Genomic DNA, 23,406 nt, shown 5'->3' on the forward strand with positions numbered 1-23,406 from the left:
CAATTTTCAGAATCGCCTGATAACTCTTTTGCGAATTTACTGGCATGCGATCCACCGAGTGCAAAGAACTCAGATGCCTATCGAGCCATAAGCGGGAGCACGACCAATGACGCAGAAAACTAATTTTTTCAATACCACACTACCTATCATCATGCTATGCCCTAAGCAGAGTGCCCGGACACGACATACATTCGCTCACATGAAGTACAACAATGGAAGATGGCATCATCACCACTTCGTATGCAAAATTTGATTGTTTAATGAGCTGTCATATCAGTTTTTCCGCAGTAAGGTGAAACAACCTGGAAATGACTCAGCGGATGAGCCAAGCCTGGATAAAAATTAATGCGTTAACGGCTCAAAAGTCAGGCTCCATGAATATACGAGGTTCCTATTTGCATATATATAAATGCCATTATGCGATTTTATTCTTTGTTGCAAGCGCTGCGACTGATGCCAACGAGATAGTCGACGGCAGCAAGGAAGGCAGCATTGTCCTGCGCGCAGCTGGGCATGAGAGGGTTTATGAAAATATCACTACTACCGAACAGTACGTGAATCGAAGCCTCTCCATTATAAACGGATCGCCCGCTGTTCTGGTGCTCGGTAGGGACACCCAGTACTTTACGCTGGCAGTGGAACGCGATCAAATAGTCATTGACTGCGCCTACTCTGAAACGCGAAATAACTATAATGGCGCAAGGGTGACGATTGCTACCTGTGGATTAAACTTACAGCTCGATGAAACGTACAGTGACGCCGCTCGAAAGAAAACGGAGAACATACAGCAAATGATTTATTCCTTCGACACTCAATTAATTGCTAATAACTCAGGACCTGCTAGCTTCTTGCTTGGAAAAATTAATGATATTGAGATATATGACAGATACCCGTCAGTGTCCGCACTTGAAAACGCAATGCCAGAGAAATACATTAAGGGTCCTTTCGGGTGCTTTAACTTAGGCAACACAAGTGGATTCCTGGTATTTTCAAGTAGAGGCTCTCCAGAAATTGATTACCTAGATATTCTTCAGTCGGAAGAGCCTCTACGATTTCAGAGAATGCACTTCCGTGATCTAAAAAAACTAGCAGTGAAGCCGTGCTCTTGAAAAGAATGGGAAGCGAATCCGCTGCCATTTGATCTTTCTAGAGATAGGGTTATGCCCCGCCCCTCCCATTCGCGAATAAATTCGCCCCTACAGGATTCTACCCATCCCGACTCACACGGGTGGGTTCGGCGCCCCCTTCACCGGCACCGCCACCTGCTGCTTCGTATTCACCAACGGCACCGCCGGCGTTGCGTATTGCTGTTTCAAATGCCCTTCCGGGTCCAGCAGCCATGCATCGAGAATCTGCCGCACCACCGGGCCTGCCACGCGACCGCCGGCTTCGCCGTTTTCGATCATGACCGAGACGACGATCTTGGGATGCGCGGCGGGGGCGAAGCCGACGAACAGGGCGTTGTCGCGGTGGCGTTCGAGGGTTTTGGCGCGGTTGTAGCGTTCGCCCTGTTTGATCGCCACCACTTGCGCGGTGCCGCTCTTGCCGGCGATGCGGTATTGAGCGCCTTGGGCGGCAGCACGGGCAATGCCGCGCGGGTCGTGCATCACGGCTTGCATGCCGTTGTTCACTTGATCCCATTCGTGGGCATCGCGCAGCACGATGTTGGGCATCGGGTGTTCGTCCAGCGGTGCGACACCGCCCACGGTTTTGGCCAGGTGCGGGCGATTCCACACGCCTTTGCTGGCGATCAGCGAGGTCGCCTGGGCCAGTTGCAGCGGCGTGACTTGCATGTAGCCCTGTCCGATGCCGAGGATCACGGTTTCGCCGGGGAACCAGGCCTGGCGCCGGGTCGCGCGTTTCCATTCCTTGGACGGCATCAGGCCTGCCGATTCCTCGAACATGTCCAGCGAGACCTTCTGGCCGATGCCGAACATGGTCAGGTAGTCGTGCATGCGGTCGATCCCCAGCTTGTGGGCCAGGTCGTAAAAGTAGGTGTCGTTGGAGCGCATGATCGCTGCGTTCAAATCCACCCAGCCATCACCGCTGTGGTTCCAGTTGCGGTATTTGTGATCGAAGTCCGGCAGTTGGAAGTAACCGGGGTCGAACACCCGCGTGGAGGGCGTGACCACCCCGCTGTCGAGCCCGGCAATCGCCACTTCCGGCTTGATGGTCGAACCCGGCGCGTACAGGCCGCGCAGCACGCGGTTGAACAGCGGGCGGTCGACCGAATCGCGCAGCGCGGAATATTCCTTGAAGCTGATGCCGGTGACGAACAGGTTGGGGTCGAAGCTCGGTTTGCTGACCATCGCCAGCACCTCGCCGGTTTCCGGGTCCAGCGCCACCACCGAACCGCGACGGTCGCCCAGCGCCTCTTCGGCCGCTTCCTGCAGCTTGATGTCCAGGCTCAAGACGATGTTCTTGCCCGCCACCGGGTCGGTGTGGTTCAGCACCCGGAGCACGCGGCCCTGGGCGTTGGTTTCGACTTCTTCGTAGCCCACGTGGCCGTGCAGCTCGCTTTCGTAAAAGCGTTCGATACCGGTCTTGCCGATGGACTGCGTGCCGCGGTACTCCACCTGATCCAGCTGGGTGGATTCCTTCTCGTTGATCCGCCCGACATAGCCGATGGAATGCGCAAAGTGCGCGCCCAGCGGGTAGTGCCGCACGAATTGCGCTTCAACGTCCAGGCCCGGCAGGCGGAACTGATTGACCGCGAGCAAGGCAATCTGCTCCTCGGTCAGCTCGTACAGCAGGGTGACGGGGACGAAGCGGTGCGGTGAGTTCTTCATCGCCTTGTCGAAAACGATGCGGTCCTCGTCCGGCAGATTGAGCAGGCCCATGAGGGTTTCGATGACGGCGTGCCAGTCCCCTGCCCGCTCGCGGGTCATGGTCAGGTTAAAGCTGGGACGGTTGTCGGCGAGGATCACGCCGTTGCGGTCGTAGATCAGTCCGCGTTCCGGCGGGATGGGCAACACGTGAACGCGGTTGTTTTCGGAAATCGTCGAGTGATAGGCGAACTCGGTGACCTGCAGCACATACATCCGGCAGACCAGTGCCGCACTCAGCACCGCCACAAACAGGGCGCAGGCAATCAGCCGCTTGTTGACCAGCCGGGTTTCTTTCTCGTGGTCTTTTAACGGTATGGGATCAGGCATTTTTCTACAGCTTCTCGGTGAAGATTTGAACGGTGCAGGCAACCACCGGTAACGATTGGACGGACACAAATGGCGTGCAAGATACCAAGAACCGGCATCCGCCATGCCGCGAACTTCATGAAAATCCTGTCAGACAGCCCTTCGCCCGAGCAGGCGTATAAAAACATGAGGCCGTTTTGTTGCATAAAACCAGACAATAACGGGGTGACTTTCCATACAGCTGATAGGCGAACATACAGCGCAGTGATAGCGGGTCAGTAATGGCCAATCAACGTCAGCCCTTTGAGCCATACCGCGCTTGGCTTTCGGACGCTTGCGGGTGACGCCGAGAAACGCAGGCTAACGCCTCAGTCATCCCCACTGTTGCCAGATCCGTAACAGTCATTTACTGAATCTGTACGTGCAACTGTTCGTAACACATCTATCATTGCGCGACGCGTGGAAAAGATGATTACAGGCAAACCAAGTGCCCGCCTAGCGTGCGCCCTGACACAACGGGTTCGCCAGAGACCCGATGTCACAGAGACCTAATGTCACACCCCGCGCAGCAATGGATTCGCTCGCTCATTGTTTGTCACGCTCGAGCACTAACCGTGAAATAACCGCGATGACGCAGCCTGTCTCCGGACCCAGTGCCCTGGGCCGGGAAAGGCGCGTTCGCAGGAGCCCTGAATGACAGATAAACCCAAAGGCCTCACCCGCAGGCAGTTGCTGGTGTCCTCCGCGACCTCTCTGGCCGTGGTCGGCGCTGCAACGGCCAAGGCCGCTACCCTCACCGGCGTGCCGCAGTGGGTGCCGTTCGACCATAACGGCCCGATGCATTACGAAACCCCCGGCTGGCAGTTTTTCAGCGCTGACGAAGCGGCGGCGGTAGAAGCCATCGTTGCGCGGCTGATCCCGGCGGACGACTTGAGCGTGAGTGGCAAGGACGCAGGCTGCGCGGTGTTCATCGACCGCCAGCTGGCGGGCGAGTACGGCACGTTTGATCGCCTGTACATGCAGGGGCCTTTCGAGAAAGGCACACCGACCCAGGGCGATCAGTCGTCGCTGGTGCCCCGCGAACGCTATCGCCTGGGCCTGGCCGGTCTGGCCGCCTATACCCAGAAAACCTTCCAGAAAGCCTTCAATGCCCTGTCGCCTGAAGAGCAGGACAAAGTCCTGACCGGCGTGGAAAAGGGCGACATCGCGCTGGACGGCATCGACGGCAAAATCTTCTTCCAGCAGATCCTGGCCAACACCATGGAAGGCTTCTTCGCCGACCCGATCTACGGCGGCAACCGCGAAATGGTGTCGTGGAAAATGATCGGTTTCCCCGGTGCCCGTTATGACTACCGCGACTACATCGGGCTGCATAACAAGAAGCTGAACCTCGTGCCGCTTTCCATCATCGGCAGCTCCGCCTGGAACAAGAAGGGTTAATTGCACATGGCCAAAAAACTACCTGCCACGGACGTCGTGGTTGTCGGGCTCGGCTGGGCCGGATCCATCATCGCCAATGAACTCGCCGACGAAGGCTTGAAGATCATTGGTTTCGAACGCGGCCCGTGGCGCGACACCGCCACCGACTTCAACCTGGCGTCCGCCACTGACGAGCTGCGTTACTCGCGCCGTCAGGAATTGATGCTGCGCACCAAGCAAAACACCACCACCATGCGCAACAGCGTGACAGAGACAGCGCTACCCATGCGCACCTGGGGCTCATTCCACCCGGGCAATGGCACGGGCGGCGCGGGCAACCACTGGGCGGGGATTTCGTTCCGCTTCCAGCCCCACGAGTTCCGTCTGCACAGCCACCTGAGCGAGCGCTACGGCAAAGAACTGTCCCCCGAGCTGACCCTGCAGGACTGGGGCACCACCTGGGAAGAGATGGAGCCGCACTACACAAAGTTCGACAAACTGGCGGGCGTGTCGGGCAAGGCCGGCAACATCAAGGGCGTGATCCAGGAAGGCGGCAACACCTTCGAAGGCCCGCGCTCCGAGGAATACCCCAACCCGCCCACCGCCCAGACCTACGCGCCGACGCTGTTCGCCGAAGCCGCGAAGAACCTGGGCTACAAGCCGTTCCCGGTGCCGTCGGCGCTGGTGTCCCGGGCTTACACCAACTCCCTGGGCGTGAAAATGGGCGCCTGCACCTTCTGTGGTTTCTGCACCAACTACGGTTGCGCCAACTACTCCAAGGCCAGCGCCATCACCACCGTGTTGCCGGTGCTGATCCGCAAACCCAACTTCACCGCCAGGACCAACTGCGAAGTGATTCGCGTGGTAATGGACAACACCGGCACCAAGGCCACCGGCATCATTTACATGGACGCTAACGGCGACGAATACGAGCAGCCGGCGGACCTGGTTGTCATCAGCGCGTTCATCTTCGAAAACGTGCGCCTGATGCTGCTGTCCGGCGTCGGCCAGCCATACGACCCGGTGACCAATACCGGCACCACGGGCCGCAACTACGCGTACCAGACCGCCAACAGCGTGCGGATGTTCTTCGATGACAAGAACTTCAACCCGTTCATCGGTGGCGGCGCCATCGGCATGGGCATCGACGAATTCAACAACGACAACTTCGACCACTCAGGTCTCGGCTTCGTCGGCGGCGGCAGCACCCGTGTGACGCCCATCGGCGCCGCACCGATCGACTCGCGCCCCGTGCCACCGGGCACGCCGGCCTGGGGTTCGGCCTGGAAAAAGGCCACGGTCGACAACTACGCCAGCACCATGTCCATCGGCTGCGAAGCCAGCAGCTACTCGACGCGCACCAACTACCTGTCGCTGGACCCGACCTATAAGGATCCGCTGGGTCGCCCGCTGCTGCGCATCACGTTCGACTTCCCGGAAAACGACCGCAAGATGGCCGCTTACGTGACGTCCAAGGTCGGTGAAATCGCCAAGAGCATGAACCCGCGGCAGATGGTCCCCAGCGCGCAGACCGGGCACTGGAACAGCGCGCCGTATCAGTCCTCGCACATCGTCGGCGGCTTCATCATGGGCGCCGACCCGAAGAACAGCTCGGTGAACAAGCACCTGCAAGTGTGGGGCGTGCCGAACCTGTTCGTGGTCGGCTCATCCGCCTTCCCGCAGAACCCGGGCTACAACCCGACCGGCACCGTGGCGGCGCTGGCCTTCAAGGCGGCCGACGCAATTCGCACCCGCTACCTCAAGCGTCCTGGGGAGATGATCAGCGCATGAAGACTTTTCTGGCTGTGTGCGCAGGCGTCATCGGTCTGTCGCTGAACCTGGCGCAGGCCGACACCGGCGCCGATTCCTACAACCTCGTGGCCAAAGGCCGATACCTGGCGACCCTGGGCGACTGCACGGCGTGCCACACGCTGCCGGGCAAGCCTGAGTTCTCCGGCGGCGTGATCCTCGATACGCCGTTCGGCAAACTGGCCGGCGCCAACATCACCCCGGACCCGATCAACGGGATTGGCCGCTGGACCGAGGAAGACTTCCAGAACGCTATGTCCAAGGGGCATGGTCTGGATGGCAAGCTGCTGTACGGCGCCATGCCCTACACCGCTTACACCAAGGTCCGACGTGAAGACAATCAGGCGATCTTCGCCTACCTGCAGACCGTCGACGCGTCGGACAACAAGGTTGAAACCAACCAGTTGCCCTTCCCGTTCAACGTGCGCACCAGCCTGATCGGCTGGAACCTGCTGAACTTCACCCAGGGCGAATTCAAACCGCACCCGGACAAGTCCGAGCAGTGGAATCGCGGCGCGTATCTGGTGGAAGGCCTGGGGCACTGCGGCACCTGCCACACACCCAAGGGCCTGACCGGTGGCGACAAGTCCGGCGAGTTCCTGGGCGGCGCGAACCTGCAAGGCTGGGTTGCACCGAACCTCACCGCCAACGCCCATGACGGCATCGGTGCGTGGACCGAGGACGATATCGTCAAGTACCTGAAGACCGGCGCCAACCGGTTCGATATCGCCTCCGGCCCCATGGCCGAGGAAGTCGAACACTCCTCGCAGCACTGGAAAGACGAGGACTTGATGGCGGTTGCGGTGTATCTGAAGGACGGAGCCAAGCCGGCTGAGGCGCCCAAGCCACTGGCGGCCGATGATGCCGCCATGGTCGCGGGCAAGGCGATCTACGCTGACCGTTGCTCGGCGTGCCATACGCCAAACGGCGAAGGCGTGGAAGGTCTGTTCCCGAAACTGGCCATGGGTCCGCTGGTCAACAGCAATGATCCGTCGTCGCTGATCCGTGTGGTCCTGGCCGGCAGCCGTGCCGGTGCTACCGATGCGGCCCCTACCGCACCGGCAATGCCAGCGTTCGGCTGGAACCTGTCGGACGACAACGTCGCCAACGTGCTCACGTACGTGCGCAACACCTGGGGCAACGCCGCGCCGGCGGTGTCCAGCGGCGATGTGAAGGACCTGCGCGAGGAGCTGCGGCCTAAATAGGGTGTAGCGATTCGGTGGTACAGAAATGCCCGGTTCCAGTGATGGAATCGGGCATTTTTTTGTCTGCAAGCCCGCGTCCTTCAGGAGCCAACGTGTTGCCGATGGGGGTTAAGGAGGAGACTCAAGTGCGGCGCTTCGCGAACAAGTTCGCTCCTACAGATCGGCCGATCTACTTGTACGATGTCTTATCAGGAGGTATTACTACGCCCGCCGTCACAACAATAATCAACGGAGATCCTCGATGGATTCCATGCAACCGCCGTCTCACTCCGAGCTGCAATCTGAACCACTGGCAGGCGCCAGTCGCCGTCGCTTTCTGAAAACCTCCCTCGCCGTCTCGGCCTCTCTCGCCGCTGTCGGTGGACTGTCCCTGCCCCGCCTGGTCCAGGCCGCCGAACCCTTGAGTCAGCGTTACCCCGACCCGCTGATCCAGATCCTCGACGACAGCTTCCTGGACCTGCGCATCTTCAACGCCAGCGTCGAAAAACTCGCCACCGGCATGCGCTGGGCGGAAGGTCCGGTGTGGGTCGGCGATGGCCGCTATTTGCTGCTCAGCGACATCCCCAATAATCGCATCATGCGCTGGGACGAAATCACCGGGGCGTTCTCGGTGTACCGGGAAAACTCGAATTTCTCCAACGGGCTGTGCCGCGACCGACAAGGGCGCCTGATCGCCTGCGAGGGCTCCACCACCACCTCCGAAGGCCGGCGCATCACCCGCACCGAACCCAACGGCACGATCACCGTGCTCGCCGACAGTTACGAGGGCAAACCCTTCAACTCGCCCAACGACGTGATCTGCAAGCGTGACGGCTCGATCTGGTTTACGGACCCGCCGTTCCAGACCGGCAACAACTACGAAGGCCACAAGATCACCCCGACCCAGCCCCACGCGGTGTACCGGATCGACGGCGACAGCGGCAAGGTCACGCGGGTCATCGACGACCTCAACGGGCCCAACGGGCTGTGCTTCTCCCCGGATGAAAAGACGCTGTATGTCGTCGAAGGCCGCGCCAAGCCCAACCGTCTGGTCTGGGCCATTGCCATGAATGACGACGGCAGCCTCGGCGCCCGGCGCAAGCACATCGAGGGCCTGGAGTACGCCGCCCTCGACGGCATCAAGTGCGACGAAGCGGGCAATCTGTGGTGCGGCTGGGGCGGCAACGGCGACCCGAAAGCGGACCTGGAAAAACTCGACGGCGTGCGCGTGTTCAACCCCCAAGGCAAAGCCATCGGCCATATTTCGCTGCCCGAGCGCTGTCCGAACCTGTGCTTCGGCGGCCGCGAAGGCAACCGTGTGTTCATGGCCAGCAGTCACTCGGTGTACTCGCTGTTCGTCAACACCCGCGGCGCCACCTTCGCCTGAGCCGTGCCGACGCGACAGGCTGCCCCGGCCTGTCGCGTCACCTCAAGAAAAACGCCCTGCCACGCCACTTTCTGCTATCACTGAGGTTTCCATTTACCCCGCAGAGGGATATCGCCATGGCGCACCTGCTCTACATCGAAAGCTCGCCCCGCAAACAACGCTCGGCTTCCATCGAAGTGGCTCACGCGTTCATCGACGCCTGGCAGGCTCAGCACGCGATTGCCACGGTTGACACGCTGGACGTCTGGAACACCCCGCTGCCGGAGTTCGATGGCCCGACGCTGGAGGCCAAATACGCCGGCATCCAGGGCATCGAACGCACCCCTGAACAGAAAGAGGCCTGGGCGCACATCGTCGAACTGGCCGGGCGCTTCATCAAGGCCGACATCATTGTGTTCGGCGTGCCGATGTGGAATTTCGGCATTCCCTACAAGCTCAAGCACCTGATCGACGTGGTCAGCCAGAAGGACCTGCTGTTCACCTTCGACGAGCGCGGGCTGAACGGGCTGCTCGACGGCCGCAAAGTGGTGGTCATCGCCGCCCGTGGCGCGCCGCTGGACAGGGCCGAGCATCAGATTTCGTACATGACCACCTGGTCCGAGATGGTCGGGATCGACGAGCAGTACAACATCCTCATCGAGAAAACCCTGCTGGGCCCCGACGTGGACGCCGAATCGCGCCAGACCGCCACCGCTGCCGCGATTGAACTGGCGGCGACGCTCTGATCGACCCGGGAGCGGCGGCGCAGCGCCGATCGCGGCCAGACGCAAACCCTGTAGGCGCTGCCGAGCCGCCGAAGGCTGCGATCCGATCCATGTGACGCACCGCCACCCGTCGCCGCCAACCCAAATGAATGATTTGCCCCCGCGACGGTCCGAACTAGTGAACAGAGCATTACGCACTGGATAAGGAGCATCGTATGAACAGCAAGACGCTTATGGCCTGTTTCGCAATCCTGGGCTGCGTTTCTGTCACCAGCCTGTCCGTGCACGCGGCCGATGCACCGGAACAAAAGGTTCAAGAATCCAAAGACAACATGCGCGAGCTGGAAAAAGGCGACCGCGCCCCCGAGAAGTTCCAGCGCCCTGGCGCCGCCATCGCCGACTGGAAAGCCAAAGGCCTGCACGAACCGGCCGAGCAGAGCCAGTGGGTGTTGATCCATAACAAATACGTGCAAGTCCAGACCACCAACGGCCAGATCACCGACATCGTGCCGATGAAGGGTCACGCCCCAGCCAAGAAGTAAGAAGCAAGAAGCAAGAAGCAAGAAGCAAGAAGTAGCCAACACCCTGCATGACGGCGGTGGCTGCGCCGACCCGGTTTCAGAGCAATAACAAGAGGAAGTCCCCATGACGTTGAAATCCCTGTTGGCCAGCATGGCCGTTGTCACGTGCCTGACCTCAACCGCCTTCGTGGCGCAGGCAGCCTCCACCGAGACCGTCCAGGCCGAGCACACCAACAAGCAGTACAAGGTCGGCGACACCGCGCACAAGCTCTATCAGGAAGAACGACTGGGCATCAAGGACTGGCAGCAAAAGAACCTTCCGGCCCCGAAAGAAGGCGCGCAGTGGGTCACCATCAGCAATAAATACGTGATGGTGGAAATGGACAACGGCAAGATCCTCGACATCGCGCCGATGAAACACTGATACGCCCACCCGACACCTGATGCCCGGACCGTTTCCGGGCATTTGCATGTGTGGGGTCCAGAAAACGGTCTGGCCTGCGCTCTGGCGGGCATGAAACCCGCGCGTCCAGGGCAATAAAGGTTGGACGCTCACGATTGCCGCCCTTAACCTTGCCCGCTGATTTGTCGTGTGGAAGGCCTGGGTCCGATGTCGTCTGTCTTGAACGTGTTGTTGCCGATCTTCGCCTTGATTCTGGTGGGCTACCTGTGTCGCCGCACCAACCGCCTCGGCCCCACCGCCGCGTCGGAAATCAATCGCATGGTGGTCTGGCTGTGCCTGCCGGCGCTGCTGTTTACCGCGACCGCCACCGCCACTTGGGAACAGATCTGGCACCCGGGCTTCGTCGCCGTGTTCACCCTGAGCACGATGACCATGTTCGTGGTGACGCTGCTGATCCGCCGAAAAAAAGCCGGGCATCATCTTGCCGACGCCAGCATCGATGCGCTGAGTGCCTCCTACGCCAACACCGGCTACATCGGCATCCCGTTGTGCGTGCTGGTGCTGGGCGATGGCGGTCTGGAACCGGCGCTGATCGCTTCGCTGCTGGTGGTCTGCGTGTTGTTCGGCATTGCCCTGGTGTGCATCGAGATCGGCCTGCAGAGCGAAGCCCGGGTGCACCGCATCGTGCTCAAGGTGCTGACCGCGCTGGCGAAGAACCCGCTGGTGGTGTCGCCGATCCTGGGGGCGTGCTGGGCGGCCAGCGGGGTGCCGCTGCCGGGGGCGCTGGATAAATTCCTGCACCTGCTGGGCGCCGCGACCACGCCCTGCGCGCTGATTTCCCTGGGCCTGTTCCTGGCCCACAAACAACAAGGCCCGCGCGAGGGCACGAGCCTGTTGGTCCTGATCAAACTGATCGCCCATCCCCTGCTGACGTGGTTCCTGGCGTACCGGGTGTTCCACCTGCCGCCGCTGTGGGCCAACTCCGCCCTGCTGCTCAGCGCACTGCCCACCGGCACCGGCCCGTTCATGCTGGCTGAATACTACAAGCGCGAAGCGTCAGTGGTGTCGAGCACGATACTGATCTCGACGCTGGGGTCGTTGGTGACGTTGTCGTTGTGTATTTATTACATCAAGGGCTGAACTGCAGCCCGATTCTGTAGGAGCCAACGTGTTGGCGAAGCCTTTGACGCGGTGTGTCAGGCACGCCGCCTCGCGAACAAGTTCGCTCCTACAGGGGATCGGTGATTAAAGAAACATCCCGCCCGACGCCTCGATCCGCTGCGCCGTGATCCATTTCCCGCCCTCGCCCAGCAACATCGCCACCGCCGCGCCGATGTCGTCCGGCTGGCCGACCCGGCCCATGGCGGTGCTGCCCGCGACCCAGGCGTTGACGTCGGCGTTGTCCCGCACGGTGCCGCCACTGAAGTCGGTGGCGATGGCGCCGGGGGCCAGGCTGTTGACGGTGATCCCGCGCGGGCCCAGCTCGTTGGCCAGGTAGCGCGTCCATACTTCCACTGCGCCTTTCATGGCCGCGTAGGCGGCATAGCCCACGGGCGAGAAACGTGTCAGCCCGGTGGTGATGTTGATGATCCGCCCGCCGTCGGCCATCACGGGCAGCAGCTTCTGGGTCAGGAAGAACGAGCCTTTGAAGTGCACGTTCATCAACTGGTCGAACTGCGCTTCGGTGGTCTCGGCAAAACTGGCGTGGGCGCCGACGCCGGCATTGTTCACCAGAAAGTCAAAATGCTCGGTGTGGAAAGCGTCACGCAGCAGCGCCTGGACCTGCCCCACAAAACCCTCGAAGCTGGCGCTGTTGCCAACGTCCAGTTGCAGCATCTTTGCCCGGCCGCCCAGGGCCTCGATCTCGGCGATGACGTTGCGCGACGCCTGCACATTGCTGTGGTACGTGCCGATGATGTCGACACCTTGCGCCGCCAGATGCAGTGCAGCGCTTTTACCCAAACCGCGGCTGGCACCGGTGATGATTGCGATTTTATTGCTCATGGCTCATTCCTCAAGTGATGGGTCGGTGAATGAACAGGAGCTTAGGGGGGAGCGGCCATTCGATAAATACGCCACAATCGATATCACTGATCGCCCTGACCGAACAATAAAGAGTGCCTGCCCATGAACAAGCTGGAGCTTTTGAACACCTTCGTGCGGGTGGCGGAGCTGTCGAGTTTTACCCAGGCCAGCGAAGCCCTGGGCCTGCCGCGTTCAACCGTGTCGGAGCAGGTCCGTGTGCTGGAGGCACTGCTCGACACCCGCCTGCTGCAACGCACCACGCGCAAGGTGCAGACCACGCCGGACGGCCAGGTGCTGTACGAACGCAGCAAGGACGTGCTGGCGCAGATGGACGAACTGGAAAGCCTGTTTCGCAGCGACGATGCAACGCTCAGCGGCCGCTTGCGGGTGGACATGCCCACGGCCGTGGCGCGCAAGATTGTGATGCCGAGGATCGGTGAGTTCATCGCCCGTCATCCGCTGATCAACCTGGAAATCAGCAGCACCGACCGGCGTGTCGACTTGGTCCGCGAAGGTTTTGATTGCGTGATGCGTGTCGGCGAACTGCCCGACACCACGCTGGTGGCCCGGCACGTGGGCGATTTCCCGATGATCAATGTGGTCAGCGCAGGCTATGCCCGCGAGCACGGTGTGCCGCACACGCTGGACGACCTGCAGGCGCATAAGCTGGTGAATTACGTCTCGACCTTCGGTGCCAGCGACGCCGTGTTCGAGTATCACCAGGACGGCAAGGACCAGCGCGTGCCCATGCCCTGCAGCGTCACGGTAAACAACATCGAGACCTACGAAGCCGCCTGCCTGGGCGGGTTGGGCATCATCCAGGCACCGCGCATGGCCAAACGCGCGGCCGTAGAAAGCGGCGAACTGGTGGAAATCCTCCCCGGTTACCTGCCCGCGCCGATGCCGGTGTCACTGCTCTACGCCCACCGCCGCCACCTGCCCGCCCGCTGCCGGGCGTTCATGCAGTGGATGGAAGCGTTGTTGCTTGAGCATGGGGCGGTGAAGGCTGTGTGATCCCGCTGCTACTTGGCATCTCTGTAGGCGCGAATTCATTCGCGAACAAGTGGGAGGGAGCTTGCTCGCGATTCGATATCAACACCCGGAATTGAATGTACCGACCTCATCGCGAGCAAGCTTGCTCCCACTGCTGACCGTAAGCAAAACCACCGCCTCAAGGGCGGTGGTTTTTTATTGCGCGGCGATCAGGTCACACTCAGACCTTGACGATCCAGCCCGCCGGACCTTCGAGGTCGCCGGTCTGTACGCCGGTCAACTCGGCGTACAGGCGCTTGGTCACCGGGCCGACGTCGGTTTCGCTGTGGAACACGTGCAGCTTGTCCTTGTAGCTGATGCCACCAATCGGGGTGATCACGGCCGCGGTACCACAGGCGCCGGCTTCCTTGAACTTGTCCAGCTCGTCGATCAGCACGTCGCCTTCGGTGACCTTCAGGCCCAGACGGCTGGCGGCCAGTTCGATCAGCGACAGACGGGTGATCCCCGGCAGCACCGACGGCGACTTGGGCGTGATGAATTCGTCGTCATGGGTGATGCCGAAGAAGTTGGCCGAACCGACTTCTTCGATCTTCGAATGGGTCATCGGGTCCAGGTAGATGCAGTCGGCAAAGCCGCGCTTCTTGGCATCGACACCCGGCATCAGGCTGGCCGCGTAGTTGCCGCCGACCTTGGCGGCGCCGGTGCCATGGGGGGCGGCGCGGTCGTAGTCGGAGATCAGGAAATTGTGCGGGGTCAGGCCGCCCTTGAAGTAAGGGCCGACCGGGATGCAGAACACCGAGAAGATGAATTCGGGGGCGGTGCGCACGCCGATGTTGTCGCCGACGCCAATCACGAACGGACGCAGGTACAACGCGCCGCCGGTGCCGTACGGCGGGATGAAGCGCTCGTTGGCGCGGACCACGTCCTTGCAGGCTTCGATGAACATGTCGGTGGGCACATTGGGCATCAACAGGCGGTTGCAGCTGCGTTGCATGCGGGCGGCGTTCTGGTCCGGGCGGAACAGGTTGATCGAGCCGTCCTTGCAGCGGTAGGCCTTCATGCCTTCGAAACACTGCTGACCGTAATGCAGAGCGGTGGAGCCTTCGCTGATGTGCAGCACGTTGTCTTCCGTCAGCTCGCCTTGCTGCCAGTCGCCATCAATCCAGTGCGCCACGTAGCGCTTGTCGGTCTTGATGTAGTCGAAACCCAGCTTGTCCCAATTGATGCTCTCGTTACCCATGACACCCTCTATTTCTTGGCTAGCGCGCCCGGCGTGGGGGCGGCTGACTGATCGACAATACGGTCTTGAAGGCACGGTCCAGCGTTGGCCTGTCCCGATGTTTCGCCATATTACTGATTTTTCGCCCGACCGACTGCCTTTTCAAAGGGCCGGGGTTCGTGACAGTCTGGGCGATGCCGAACAACGATCAACCCTGCCTGCGCTGATCGTTCCTCACGCTCCGCGTGGGAATGCATGCCGGTGACGCTCCGCGTCACTTGGGCGCGGAGCGCCCTGAACGGCGTTACCACGCGGAGCGTGGGAACGATCAAAGTCCTCGCCAACCACCCGGAGCCACCCCTGCATGTCCGCCGACGCTTCATTCGACACGCTGTTACAGCTGATGCACATCAAGTCACTGGTGGTGCTCACCGGCGCGGGCATCAGCACCTCGTCGGGCATTCCGGATTACCGGGACCGCGACGGCGTGCGCCGTGGCCGGCAGCCGATGATGTTTCAGGAGTTCCTCAACGCCCCGGAGGCCCGCCGCCGTTACTGGGCGCGGGCGATGCTCGGCTGGCCGCGGGTGCGCGTGGCGCGCCCCAATGCGGCGCACGAGGCACTGGCCACCCTGCAGACCCACGGCATCATCACCGGCCTGATCACCCAGAACGTCGACAGCCTGCACGACCAGGCCGGCAGCCATGGCGTGGTCGAACTGCACGGCAGCCTGCATTGGGTGCTGTGCCTGGACTGTCGGCAACGCACCGAACGGGATGTGGTTCAGCTGACCCTCGAACAACAGAATCCATACCTGGCCGGCGTCGACGCCATTCAGGCCCCCGACGGCGACACGCTGCTGGACGCCTCTTTCGAAGAGCGCTTTCAAGTGCCGCATTGCCCCCACTGCGGTGGCGAACGGATGAAGCCCGACGTGGTGTTCTTCGGTGAAAACGTCGCCCCGCCCAAAGCCGCGAAGGCCATGACCCTGATCGAACAGGCTGAAGGCTTGCTGGTGGTGGGCTCCTCGCTGATGGCCTATTCGGCCTTTCGCCTGTGCCGCGCCACAGTGGACCAGGGCAAGCCGATCATCGCCGTCAACATGGGCAAGACCCGGGCCGACGATCTGCTGGACCTGAAGCTCGAAGCCCCTTGCGAACAACTGCTGCCTGATCTGGCCCAGCAGTTGATTCGTTGAGGTTCAGCCCCGACTGATCCCCGGCAACGCCGCCAGCGCCCGCTCCCAGATTTGCCGGGTGCGGACCCACACGATCGCCTGCCAGTCCGGATCGGCCGGATAAAACTGTTCCAGCAGGCCACGCTTGATCCGTTGACCAGTAGCGTCGAGTGGATCCCCGTGCAGGTGCAGCCAGTGATCGTCGCGCAGGTGACCGTGCACCTCGGCGCCGGGGTAGGTTCCGCACTCGATCACGAACGGCATCAGGTGCACCTGGGGCAACGCGTCCACCAGCATTTGCGAGGTGTAGCCGGTGGAGGTCGCCGACACACCGGTGTCGCTGACCTTGCCTGCGCCCGTCACCAGGGTGAACAACCACGGCCCGAACAACGTCTGGGCATCGCCCAGCGCCGGGTACGCCGACTCGACGATGCTCAACAGCATGGGATGGCCGTAATCGCCCGCGCCGGTGTGCAGGTCGAAACAGGTGACCACCTCGGCGTGCTTCAGGTGCGTGTCGATGAGGCGCCGCAGGGTCAGGTTCGACCAGCTGGGCGCGGTGCCGCCATAGAACAGGCCGTCGGCGAAGGCGTATTGCCCGGCCTCCACCACGCCCATCAACCCCGACCAGCCGCGCGAGGCAATCTCCTCATTGAACCGCGCATCGGCACGGTCCCGCTCGGCGCCCTGTAACTGGCTGCAGGCATAGATGTCGTGCACAGCCCGGTAGGCCGAGTTGTCAGGCAGCGGCTGGCTGAAGTCCAGGTAATTGCGGTTCTGGTCCAGATTGTCTTCGTTGACCCGACGCATCCACGCGGTGCCCCACGGATTGATCAGATGAATCATGAGGATGGCCACATCGTCCGGCAGCGTGCGCTCGCTGAAGGTCTGCAGCCAGCGGGTCTGACAGTCCGAACCGTAATAGCCCTCGACGCCGTGGGTGCCGCTCACTGCCACCAGCACACGCCTGGCGTCGGGTGCGCCCAGCCAGGCGACGTCGGTGTACAGCGCTTCGCCAAACGGACCCGTGAGCGGGTGTTGATGCGCGGTGAGCACAGCGCCGGCCGACTGTGCAGCCGCCAGAAAGCGTTCACGCAGTGCGCGATACGTGGGGCTTCCAGGGAAAAGCGTGGTCATGAAGGGCTCTCGCTCGATGGCGTTGGATCGGGGGCATTCCACGTGCCATGGAACAGTGTCCCGTGCCAGTTGTAAAAAAAATGTTACAAATTCGCGGTTTTTGGCACATTTCTTCCTTATGGAACGGGAGTACCACAAGGCGACCACTGCAACCCAGTGAATCCGCGGGGTACTGCGCCGTTGAGTGCTCACCCCGCACCAACGTGCAAACAAACGGACATTACCCTGTCCATAACAGTGCAGGACGCAACCACAAGCCAGCGTCCAACGATAAGGAATTCGTTTCGTGCAGCCTTCAAACCGACGCCCTCCCGCGCTTCACCCGACCCACCTGGCAACGCCCTCCTCCGCGCGTCTGCGCAATCGCCTCGAACTGGCGCGAATACCCCTGTCCTCCCCTGGCCGTCACGGCTGATTTTTTTGAACGCCTCCTACACCTGACCCAGGCGCGAACGCATGTCCGCGGTTTGAGTTTTTTATTTTTTTATCGTTGAGCGCGTGCAGCGCTCAGTGTTTATTCCTGAACAGTGGTACAACAATAACGACTTATCAGGCCTGCGGTAAAACGGAGCTTTCCGTTAACAACGTTGCACTGAGTACTGAACAGCGCACTGTTTCAGTTCGTTAAACTCGTTCGGCCTGAAATTGTCGTTAGTTTGATTTATGACTTACCAGTCATACTTCACCCCTCGCCCGAGAACATTGAACATGTACCGTTAAAAGATTCATGCACCAATCCAACACTTGATAGACCTGTTTGGTGCAAGCGACGTTGAAACAGTAAATAACCGGCCGTGGCGTTATTCGCAAACACTGCCAGGCGGACCTCGTCGCCTGTGCGTTTTACACAGGTTCCAATGGTCCGGATTGATCCAGGCGGCGTTTGCGGGTCAATTCGAAAAAAAAGTACAAGAATGCGACATATTTCGTAACGAACATGAATAAAGGCTCTAGCACAGGTGTTTTGGCATAGCGGTTGCTATGTATCCACACAGGAACAAAGCTGTACAACCCGGTACACAACAAGAAATCAGGGAATAGTGATGCCGTCTCAATAACTGAAACCGCGACTTAACTTCCGATAAAACAGCTGACACTTGTGTGTCCGCTTACGGGCTTTTGCGCCTCATGAAAGTGCAAGCCCCCTGCATTCGAACATTCACGAAATGTTTGAACGGAATCGTATTGCCCTTCAACTACCCGAGGGAGCTTTAATGAATGATGCGGTAAAGATGAAGGCAATGCCCGACCCCACGCCGGAACAACTTTCCAAGGCGTGGCAAGGCATTCCCTTCAAGGAAAACACCTCTCGACCCGGCGGCCTTAATAAGCCGCAGGTGTTGATATTGATTGCCGCCTCTGTGCTTATTCACGGCGCGATCTGGTGGTACATGCAAACGGCAAAAGCCGAACTTCCAGAAGTTGCACCGCAAGTACCGGAAATGACAGTTGAGTTGACCAGCCCGACGCCGCCAGCGCCAGAACCGCCGCCACCTCCTCCGCCACCGCCGCCTCCTCCACCGCCGCCACCGCCGGAACCGGAGACGCCCGTGGAAGACCCGGATGCGATCAAGCCGCCGGACAAACCGATCGAGAAGCCCAAGGTCGAGAAGCCAAAACCGGTGGAGAAGCCCAAGCCGGTGAAAAAGCCGACGCCGCCCGCGCCGCCGACGCCTCCTGCCCCGCCGGCACCGCCCAACCCGGCACCGCCTGCACCGACGCCCGCCCCTGCGGCACCGGCAGCCCCTGCTGCGCCGGTCAAGGAATCGGCCGCGATTTCGGGACTCGCCAGCCTGGGCAACCCGCCGCCGGAGTACCCCGGTGCTGCGTTGCGCAAAGGCATGGAAGGCCGGGTGATCCTGCGCATCAAGGTGCTGCCCAACGGCCGCGCCGGCACCGTGGAGGTGACCAAATCCAGCGGCAAGCAAGTGCTGGACGACGCCGCCGTGGAAACGGTGCGCAACTGGAAGTTCATTCCGGCCAAGCGCGGTGACACCCCGATTGAAGGCTTCGCGACACAAACCATTGATTTCAAGTTGCCGGAATGACGGCTGCTCGCAAACGACTGATAACTCTTTATATAGCTGGTGAGGTTTAAACCATGAACGAATCGCTCTCTTCGATGATTGTCCCTGGCGTCCTGTGGGCTCTGGTCGTGTTCTCGGTACTGAGCTGGGGCCTGTTGCTGATCAAGTCGGCGCAGTACCTGAAACTGAAAAAACAGAACAAGCAGTTCACCAAAGCCTTCTGGGCTGCGCCGGACCTGCTGACGGCGGCTGAACACTCCGCGCAGTACCCGGGTTCGCTGGCACGCATCGCCAACACCGGTTTTGAAGCGATGACCGTGGACGACACCCCGCGCACCACCCAGCAACTGGCCCACACCATCAACCGTTCCGACCGCCTCGAGCGCAACCTGCGCCAGCAGATCCAGAAAGAGCGCCGCTCGCTGGAAGCCGGTCAGGCCATCCTGGCGAGTATCGGCAGCACCGCGCCGTTCATTGGTCTGTTCGGTACGGTCTGGGGAATCATGGAAGCCCTGCAAAGCATCGGCGCCAGCGGTTCGGCGAGCCTGGAAACGGTTGCCGGCCCCATCGGTCATGCGCTGATCGCCACCGGTGTGGGCATCGCGGTCGCCGTGCCGGCGGTGCTGATTTACAACTTTTTCCTGCGTCGCCTGAAGCTGGCCGTGGCCGACATGGACGATTTCGCCCATGACTTCGACGCACTGGCTTCACGCAGCGCCTTCTCCATCAACCGCCAGGCCATCGCCAGCAAGCACGCCCAGGCCGTGCGGGAGGCGAGCTAAATGTCGTTCTCCACCCAAGACAGTGATGAAGTCCTCAGCGAAATGAACGTCACGCCGCTGGTGGACGTGATGCTGGTGCTGCTGGTGGTGTTCATCGTCACCGCCCCGCTGATGACCAACGCGATCAAGGTCAACCTGCCCAAGACCGACGCCGTGGCCGCCGCCGACAAGAAAGACCCGATCGTGGTCAGCGTCGATCAGGACGGCAAGTTCTACCTGGCCAAGTCCGAACTGGCGCCTGAGCTGCTGGAAGTCAGCCTCAAGGACGTCAAGGCCAAGGACCCGGACGTGCGCGTGCAATTGCAGGCCGACACCAACGTCAACTACGGCCAGGTGGCCAAGGCCATGGCGTCCATCGAGCGTTCGGGGATTACCAAGATTTCAGTGATGACCTCCAAGTGATGTCGTCGCCTTGAAATAAGGGCCGCACTTTCGCGGCCCTGATACGCAACTCCTGATGTACAGCCGACCGTGGTTTTTGCCACGGAGGGGAGCGGCTTGCTTGAAAAATGTGGATTTCCCGACCGCCACACCCGCGTCGGAGCAACGACGGCTCACAAGGCCATTTCAATAACATCTGGAATAAGTCGGAAATTACCATGCTGATGAGTTTTCCTGGATTTACCCTCAAGCCTTTGGTCCTGGCCGCTGCACGGCACCCACGCGTTCTGATCTGCGCGCTGGCCGTTGGCATGACCTCCGCACACGCCGCCGAAAGCACTGATAGCTCGGGCAGCGATACGTCATCGGCCAGCGAAGTCAACGTCCCTGGCCCAGCGGTTGTCACACCGGCCACCACCCAGCTGCAACGGGTGGAAGTGACCGGTTCGGCGATTCGCCGGGTGGACGCGGAAACCGCCGTGCCCGTGACCGTGCTACGCGCCGACACACTGCGCAAACAGGGGGTGTCCACCACCGCCGAAATCATTTCGCGGATCACCGCCAGCAACTCGATGGACAACGCCTCGGGTTCGGTCGGCAGCGCCACCGGGGGTGCTTCGTTCGCCGACCTGCGCGGTATCGGTGCGAACAAGACGCTGGTCCTGCTCAACGGCCGGCGCCTGGCCAACAACTCCATGTCCGGCACCCACTCGCAAGGTGGCGCGGTCGACCTGAACACCATCCCGTTCGCGGCCATCGACCGGGTGGAAATCCTGCGTGACGGCGCCTCGGCGCTGTACGGCACTGACGCCATCGGCGGCGTGATCAACTTCATCACCAAAAAATCCCTCACCGACGGCACGCTGTCGCTGGGCGGGGAAATGCCGGACGCTACCGGCGGTGGCGGCAGCAAGGACATGAGCGGCAGCTGGGGCTTCGGCGATCTGGACGAAGACCGCTTCAACGTGATGGGCGTGTTCAACTACGCCAAGCAACAGAACCTGGATGCCAACGACCGGACGTTTGCGCGCGGCTATGTGCCCAACCGTGGGCTGGATGCCACCTCGGGCACCGCCTTCCCGTCCAACTACAACCAGAATGGCGGTCCGAGCACCAACCCGCTGGGCGCTGACTGCGCTGGCCCTAACCTGCACCCCAATACCAGCGGCCAGGCCAACTGCCGGTTCGACACCCGCAACTCCATCGACCTGATCCCGCAGACCGAAAAAACCTCGTTCTTCGGCAAGGCCACCGGCAAGATCGCCGAAGACCACAACGTCAGCCTCGAATACTTCTGGGCCCGCAACAACAACGCCACCACCGTGGCACCGGCCCCTTACACCGGCGTCCAGGTCAACCCCGATTCGCCTTACTTCCCGGGCAACGGCATCACCCCACTGCCGGAAAACTTCACCCTGGACCCGAATGCACCGGTGGACACCAGCTGGCGTGAAACGGCTGCCGGCGACCGCTCGTCCAAGGACGCCAACACCGCGCAACGGCTGTTGCTCAACTTCACCGGCACCGCCGTGGGCTGGGATTACGATGTGGGCGCGTCCTACAACCAGAGCAAAGTCACCAACGGCGTCACCGGCGGTTACGCCAGTGACCGTTTGATTGGCGCGGGCCTGGACAGTGGCTTGCTCAACCCGTTCGGCGCGCAGAGCGCAGCCGGTCAGCAATACATCAACGACAGCCTGTACCACGGCATCTACTCCACCGCGGTGGGTCGGGTGACTGCACTGGATGGTCGTGTCAGTCGCGAAATTGGCGACTGGTTCGGCGGCGGTCAATCGGGCCTGGCCATCGGTGGCGAGTACCGCAAAGAGAAATTCCACCAGACCGTGGAAGACTTTGCCGGCGACCTGCAAAGCCTGGGCGTCGATCCTTCTTCAAGCGTCGCGGGAGACCGCAGCATCCGCGCTGAATACGCCGAATTGACGGTGCCGGTGCTGGACAACCTGGAACTGTCGGCCGCCGTGCGCCACGACAAATTCAGCGACTTCGGCAGCACCACCAACCCGAAATACTCGTTCCGTTACCAGCCGATCAAAGAGTTGGTGGTGCGCGGTGCGTACAGCGAAGGGTTCCGTGCACCGTCCCTGTATGAGCTGAACAACCCCAACTACACCACCTTCACCACCGGCAGCTACGACGACCCGGTTCTCTGCGCCGGCGGTACGGCACAGGCAGGCGGCAACGCGGCCCGTGACTGCGGCCTGCAATTCAACAACCGCACCGGCGGCAACCAGGACCTGTCTCCGGAGAAAGCACGCAACGTGACCTTCGGCTTCGTGTTCCAGCCGATTCGCGACCTGTCGGTGGGCCTGGACTTCTGGTGGATCAAGATTTCCGACCAGATCGCCGAGTTCCCGGAAGCCTCCGTGTTCGCCAATCCGGACCTGTACGCCGACCGTTTCGTGCGTAACGCCGACGGCTCCCTCAACCACATCAACACCGGCCTCGCCAACCTGGGCAAGGTCAAGACCAACGGTGTGGATCTGAGCCTGGACTACCGCTTCCCGAACACCCCGATCGGCCAGTTCGGCCTGGGCATGCAGGGCACCTACACCGCCCGTTATGACTATCAGGAAGCCATTGATGGCGTGTACATCGACAAGGTCGGCGACCTGCAAAGCAGCCTCGGGGTTGCGGCGCGCTGGAAGCACAACCTGGTCGGCACCTGGAACCTGGGCGCTTATCGTGCGTCGCTGACCAACCGGTTCACCACCGGTTACAACGACACCTCGTATGACGATGGCAGCACCCGTCGTGTGTCTTCGTATGCCCTGTGGGACATGTCCGCCGGTTATACCTTCGACAAGACCCTGGACCTGGACGCGGGCGTGAAAAACATGTTCGACCGCAACCCGCCGTTCACCATCCAGACCGACAACTTCCAGACCGGTTATGACCCGCGTTACGCCGAAGCCATGGGTCGCACGCTGTTCGCACGCGCCACCTACCACTTCTAAAGCCTGCACCCGAGACGCGCTAACGCTCCGGCGCGTCTCGGTCCTCCTGCGAAATCGCGCCTCCGGCCACAGGTCTCGTCCACCTTTCCCCGGCCGGGGGTTTTTTTCGAAGAAGACTGCGAAGGCGTC

The 23,406-nt window shown here is 61.2% G+C and carries 19 protein-coding genes; 15 read left to right on the forward strand and 4 right to left on the reverse strand.

The genetic code is table 11. The annotated features are described in order from the left end of the window. Nucleotides 1-320: 320 nt before the first annotated feature. Nucleotides 321-1,109 (forward strand): hypothetical protein, encoded by a 789-nt coding sequence (locus ABQX22_RS20770; protein ID WP_349801736.1) that lies wholly within the window; start codon nucleotides 321-323, stop codon nucleotides 1,107-1,109. A gap of 111 nt (nucleotides 1,110-1,220) precedes the next feature. On the opposite strand, the gene mrdA is transcribed toward ABQX22_RS20770, so the two are convergent. After that, nucleotides 1,221-3,155, reverse strand: coding sequence for a penicillin-binding protein 2 (gene mrdA, locus ABQX22_RS20775; protein ID WP_349801737.1), 1,935 nt, complete (start codon nucleotides 3,153-3,155; stop codon nucleotides 1,221-1,223). A 672-nt stretch (nucleotides 3,156-3,827) separates the two neighbouring features. Here mrdA and ABQX22_RS20780 point away from each other — a divergent pair. The 8 genes from ABQX22_RS20780 (at nucleotide 3,828) to ABQX22_RS20815 (ending at nucleotide 11,701) form a co-directional block, all read left to right on the forward strand. Next, nucleotides 3,828-4,574, forward strand: coding sequence for a gluconate 2-dehydrogenase subunit 3 family protein (locus tag ABQX22_RS20780; protein WP_349801738.1), 747 nt, complete (start codon nucleotides 3,828-3,830; stop codon nucleotides 4,572-4,574). Nucleotides 4,575-4,580: 6 nt separating this feature from the next. Continuing rightward, complete coding sequence (locus ABQX22_RS20785) at nucleotides 4,581-6,344, forward strand: GMC family oxidoreductase (protein ID WP_349801739.1); 1,764 nt, start codon at nucleotides 4,581-4,583, stop codon at nucleotides 6,342-6,344. Next, nucleotides 6,341-7,567, forward strand: a complete 1,227-nt coding sequence (locus ABQX22_RS20790; RefSeq protein WP_349801740.1) for a c-type cytochrome — start codon at nucleotides 6,341-6,343, stop codon at nucleotides 7,565-7,567. Before ABQX22_RS20785 ends, ABQX22_RS20790 begins: the two co-directional genes overlap by 4 nt. Nucleotides 7,568-7,808: 241 nt before the next feature. Continuing rightward, nucleotides 7,809-8,933, forward strand: coding sequence for an SMP-30/gluconolactonase/LRE family protein (locus ABQX22_RS20795; RefSeq protein ID WP_349801741.1), 1,125 nt, complete (start codon nucleotides 7,809-7,811; stop codon nucleotides 8,931-8,933). 116 nt (nucleotides 8,934-9,049) lie between these two features. Then, complete coding sequence (locus ABQX22_RS20800; RefSeq protein WP_349801742.1) at nucleotides 9,050-9,658, forward strand: FMN-dependent NADH-azoreductase; 609 nt, start codon at nucleotides 9,050-9,052, stop codon at nucleotides 9,656-9,658. Nucleotides 9,659-9,852: 194 nt separating this feature from the next. After that, on the forward strand, nucleotides 9,853-10,179 hold the full coding sequence (locus ABQX22_RS20805) for an RcnB family protein (protein ID WP_349801743.1): 327 nt from the start codon (nucleotides 9,853-9,855) through the stop codon (nucleotides 10,177-10,179). Between the two features lie 103 nt (nucleotides 10,180-10,282). Then, complete coding sequence (locus ABQX22_RS20810; RefSeq protein WP_349801744.1) at nucleotides 10,283-10,582, forward strand: RcnB family protein; 300 nt, start codon at nucleotides 10,283-10,285, stop codon at nucleotides 10,580-10,582. 186 nt (nucleotides 10,583-10,768) lie between these two features. After that, nucleotides 10,769-11,701 carry an AEC family transporter gene (locus ABQX22_RS20815; protein ID WP_349801745.1) on the forward strand — a complete coding sequence of 311 codons (933 nt, stop codon included), beginning with the start codon at nucleotides 10,769-10,771 and terminating at the stop codon, nucleotides 11,699-11,701. Nucleotides 11,702-11,806: 105 nt separating this feature from the next. Here ABQX22_RS20815 and ABQX22_RS20820 read toward each other — a convergent pair whose 3' ends face one another. Next, nucleotides 11,807-12,565 (reverse strand): SDR family NAD(P)-dependent oxidoreductase, encoded by a 759-nt coding sequence (locus tag ABQX22_RS20820; protein WP_349801746.1) that lies wholly within the window; start codon nucleotides 12,563-12,565, stop codon nucleotides 11,807-11,809. Nucleotides 12,566-12,688: 123 nt separating this feature from the next. Here ABQX22_RS20820 and ABQX22_RS20825 point away from each other — a divergent pair, with 123 nt between their 5' ends. Continuing rightward, nucleotides 12,689-13,600 (forward strand): LysR family transcriptional regulator, encoded by a 912-nt coding sequence (locus tag ABQX22_RS20825; RefSeq protein ID WP_349801747.1) that lies wholly within the window; start codon nucleotides 12,689-12,691, stop codon nucleotides 13,598-13,600. 199 nt (nucleotides 13,601-13,799) lie between these two features. Here the strand turns inward: ABQX22_RS20825 and ABQX22_RS20830 are convergent, their stop codons facing one another. Further along, entirely contained in the window at nucleotides 13,800-14,819 is a 1,020-nt protein-coding gene (locus ABQX22_RS20830) for a branched-chain amino acid aminotransferase (RefSeq protein ID WP_349801748.1), read from the reverse strand. Nucleotides 14,820-15,162: 343 nt separating this feature from the next. On the opposite strand from ABQX22_RS20830, the gene ABQX22_RS20835 reads away from it, so the two are divergent. Beyond that, entirely contained in the window at nucleotides 15,163-15,996 is an 834-nt protein-coding gene (locus ABQX22_RS20835; RefSeq protein WP_349801749.1) for an NAD-dependent protein deacetylase, read from the forward strand. 3 nt (nucleotides 15,997-15,999) lie between these two features. Here ABQX22_RS20835 and ABQX22_RS20840 read toward each other — a convergent pair whose 3' ends face one another. Continuing rightward, nucleotides 16,000-17,112 (reverse strand): DUF2817 domain-containing protein, encoded by a 1,113-nt coding sequence (locus tag ABQX22_RS20840; protein ID WP_349801750.1) that lies wholly within the window; start codon nucleotides 17,110-17,112, stop codon nucleotides 16,000-16,002. Between the two features lie 1,214 nt (nucleotides 17,113-18,326). Here ABQX22_RS20840 and ABQX22_RS20845 point away from each other — a divergent pair. The 4 genes from ABQX22_RS20845 (at nucleotide 18,327) to ABQX22_RS20860 (ending at nucleotide 23,277) form a co-directional block, all read left to right on the forward strand. Beyond that, on the forward strand, nucleotides 18,327-19,160 hold the full coding sequence (locus ABQX22_RS20845; protein WP_349801751.1) for an energy transducer TonB: 834 nt from the start codon (nucleotides 18,327-18,329) through the stop codon (nucleotides 19,158-19,160). A gap of 53 nt (nucleotides 19,161-19,213) precedes the next feature. Continuing rightward, the gene (locus tag ABQX22_RS20850; RefSeq protein ID WP_349801752.1) at nucleotides 19,214-19,921 is read left to right on the forward strand and encodes a MotA/TolQ/ExbB proton channel family protein; all 708 of its coding nucleotides are present in this window, start codon (nucleotides 19,214-19,216) and stop codon (nucleotides 19,919-19,921) included. Next, a complete protein-coding gene (locus tag ABQX22_RS20855) occupies nucleotides 19,922-20,323 on the forward strand; it encodes an ExbD/TolR family protein (RefSeq protein WP_349801753.1) in 402 nt (133 codons plus the stop codon). It begins immediately after the preceding gene. A gap of 197 nt (nucleotides 20,324-20,520) precedes the next feature. Continuing rightward, complete coding sequence (locus tag ABQX22_RS20860) at nucleotides 20,521-23,277, forward strand: TonB-dependent receptor (RefSeq protein WP_349801754.1); 2,757 nt, start codon at nucleotides 20,521-20,523, stop codon at nucleotides 23,275-23,277. The last annotated feature ends 129 nt before the right edge of the window (nucleotides 23,278-23,406 follow it).

Source organism: Xanthomonas sp. WHRI 1810A, assembly GCF_040202885.1.
GTDB lineage: Bacteria > Pseudomonadota > Gammaproteobacteria > Pseudomonadales > Pseudomonadaceae > Aquipseudomonas.

What these genes read in the sequence shown, in the direction of transcription:
- ABQX22_RS20770 (WP_349801736.1), top strand. Translation starts at nt 321, where the DNA reads ATGAGCCAAGCCTGGATAAAAATTAATGCGTTAACGGCTCAAAAGTCA.
- mrdA (WP_349801737.1), bottom strand. Translation starts at nt 3,155, where the DNA reads ATGCCTGATCCCATACCGTTAAAAGACCACGAGAAAGAAACCCGGCTG.
- ABQX22_RS20780 (WP_349801738.1), top strand. Translation starts at nt 3,828, where the DNA reads ATGACAGATAAACCCAAAGGCCTCACCCGCAGGCAGTTGCTGGTGTCC.
- ABQX22_RS20785 (WP_349801739.1), top strand. Translation starts at nt 4,581, where the DNA reads ATGGCCAAAAAACTACCTGCCACGGACGTCGTGGTTGTCGGGCTCGGC.
- ABQX22_RS20790 (WP_349801740.1), top strand. Translation starts at nt 6,341, where the DNA reads ATGAAGACTTTTCTGGCTGTGTGCGCAGGCGTCATCGGTCTGTCGCTG.
- ABQX22_RS20795 (WP_349801741.1), top strand. Translation starts at nt 7,809, where the DNA reads ATGGATTCCATGCAACCGCCGTCTCACTCCGAGCTGCAATCTGAACCA.
- ABQX22_RS20800 (WP_349801742.1), top strand. Translation starts at nt 9,050, where the DNA reads ATGGCGCACCTGCTCTACATCGAAAGCTCGCCCCGCAAACAACGCTCG.
- ABQX22_RS20805 (WP_349801743.1), top strand. Translation starts at nt 9,853, where the DNA reads ATGAACAGCAAGACGCTTATGGCCTGTTTCGCAATCCTGGGCTGCGTT.
- ABQX22_RS20810 (WP_349801744.1), top strand. Translation starts at nt 10,283, where the DNA reads ATGACGTTGAAATCCCTGTTGGCCAGCATGGCCGTTGTCACGTGCCTG.
- ABQX22_RS20815 (WP_349801745.1), top strand. Translation starts at nt 10,769, where the DNA reads ATGTCGTCTGTCTTGAACGTGTTGTTGCCGATCTTCGCCTTGATTCTG.
- ABQX22_RS20820 (WP_349801746.1), bottom strand. Translation starts at nt 12,565, where the DNA reads ATGAGCAATAAAATCGCAATCATCACCGGTGCCAGCCGCGGTTTGGGT.
- ABQX22_RS20825 (WP_349801747.1), top strand. Translation starts at nt 12,689, where the DNA reads ATGAACAAGCTGGAGCTTTTGAACACCTTCGTGCGGGTGGCGGAGCTG.
- ABQX22_RS20830 (WP_349801748.1), bottom strand. Translation starts at nt 14,819, where the DNA reads ATGGGTAACGAGAGCATCAATTGGGACAAGCTGGGTTTCGACTACATC.
- ABQX22_RS20835 (WP_349801749.1), top strand. Translation starts at nt 15,163, where the DNA reads ATGTCCGCCGACGCTTCATTCGACACGCTGTTACAGCTGATGCACATC.
- ABQX22_RS20840 (WP_349801750.1), bottom strand. Translation starts at nt 17,112, where the DNA reads ATGACCACGCTTTTCCCTGGAAGCCCCACGTATCGCGCACTGCGTGAA.
- ABQX22_RS20845 (WP_349801751.1), top strand. Translation starts at nt 18,327, where the DNA reads ATGAATGATGCGGTAAAGATGAAGGCAATGCCCGACCCCACGCCGGAA.
- ABQX22_RS20850 (WP_349801752.1), top strand. Translation starts at nt 19,214, where the DNA reads ATGAACGAATCGCTCTCTTCGATGATTGTCCCTGGCGTCCTGTGGGCT.
- ABQX22_RS20855 (WP_349801753.1), top strand. Translation starts at nt 19,922, where the DNA reads ATGTCGTTCTCCACCCAAGACAGTGATGAAGTCCTCAGCGAAATGAAC.
- ABQX22_RS20860 (WP_349801754.1), top strand. Translation starts at nt 20,521, where the DNA reads ATGCTGATGAGTTTTCCTGGATTTACCCTCAAGCCTTTGGTCCTGGCC.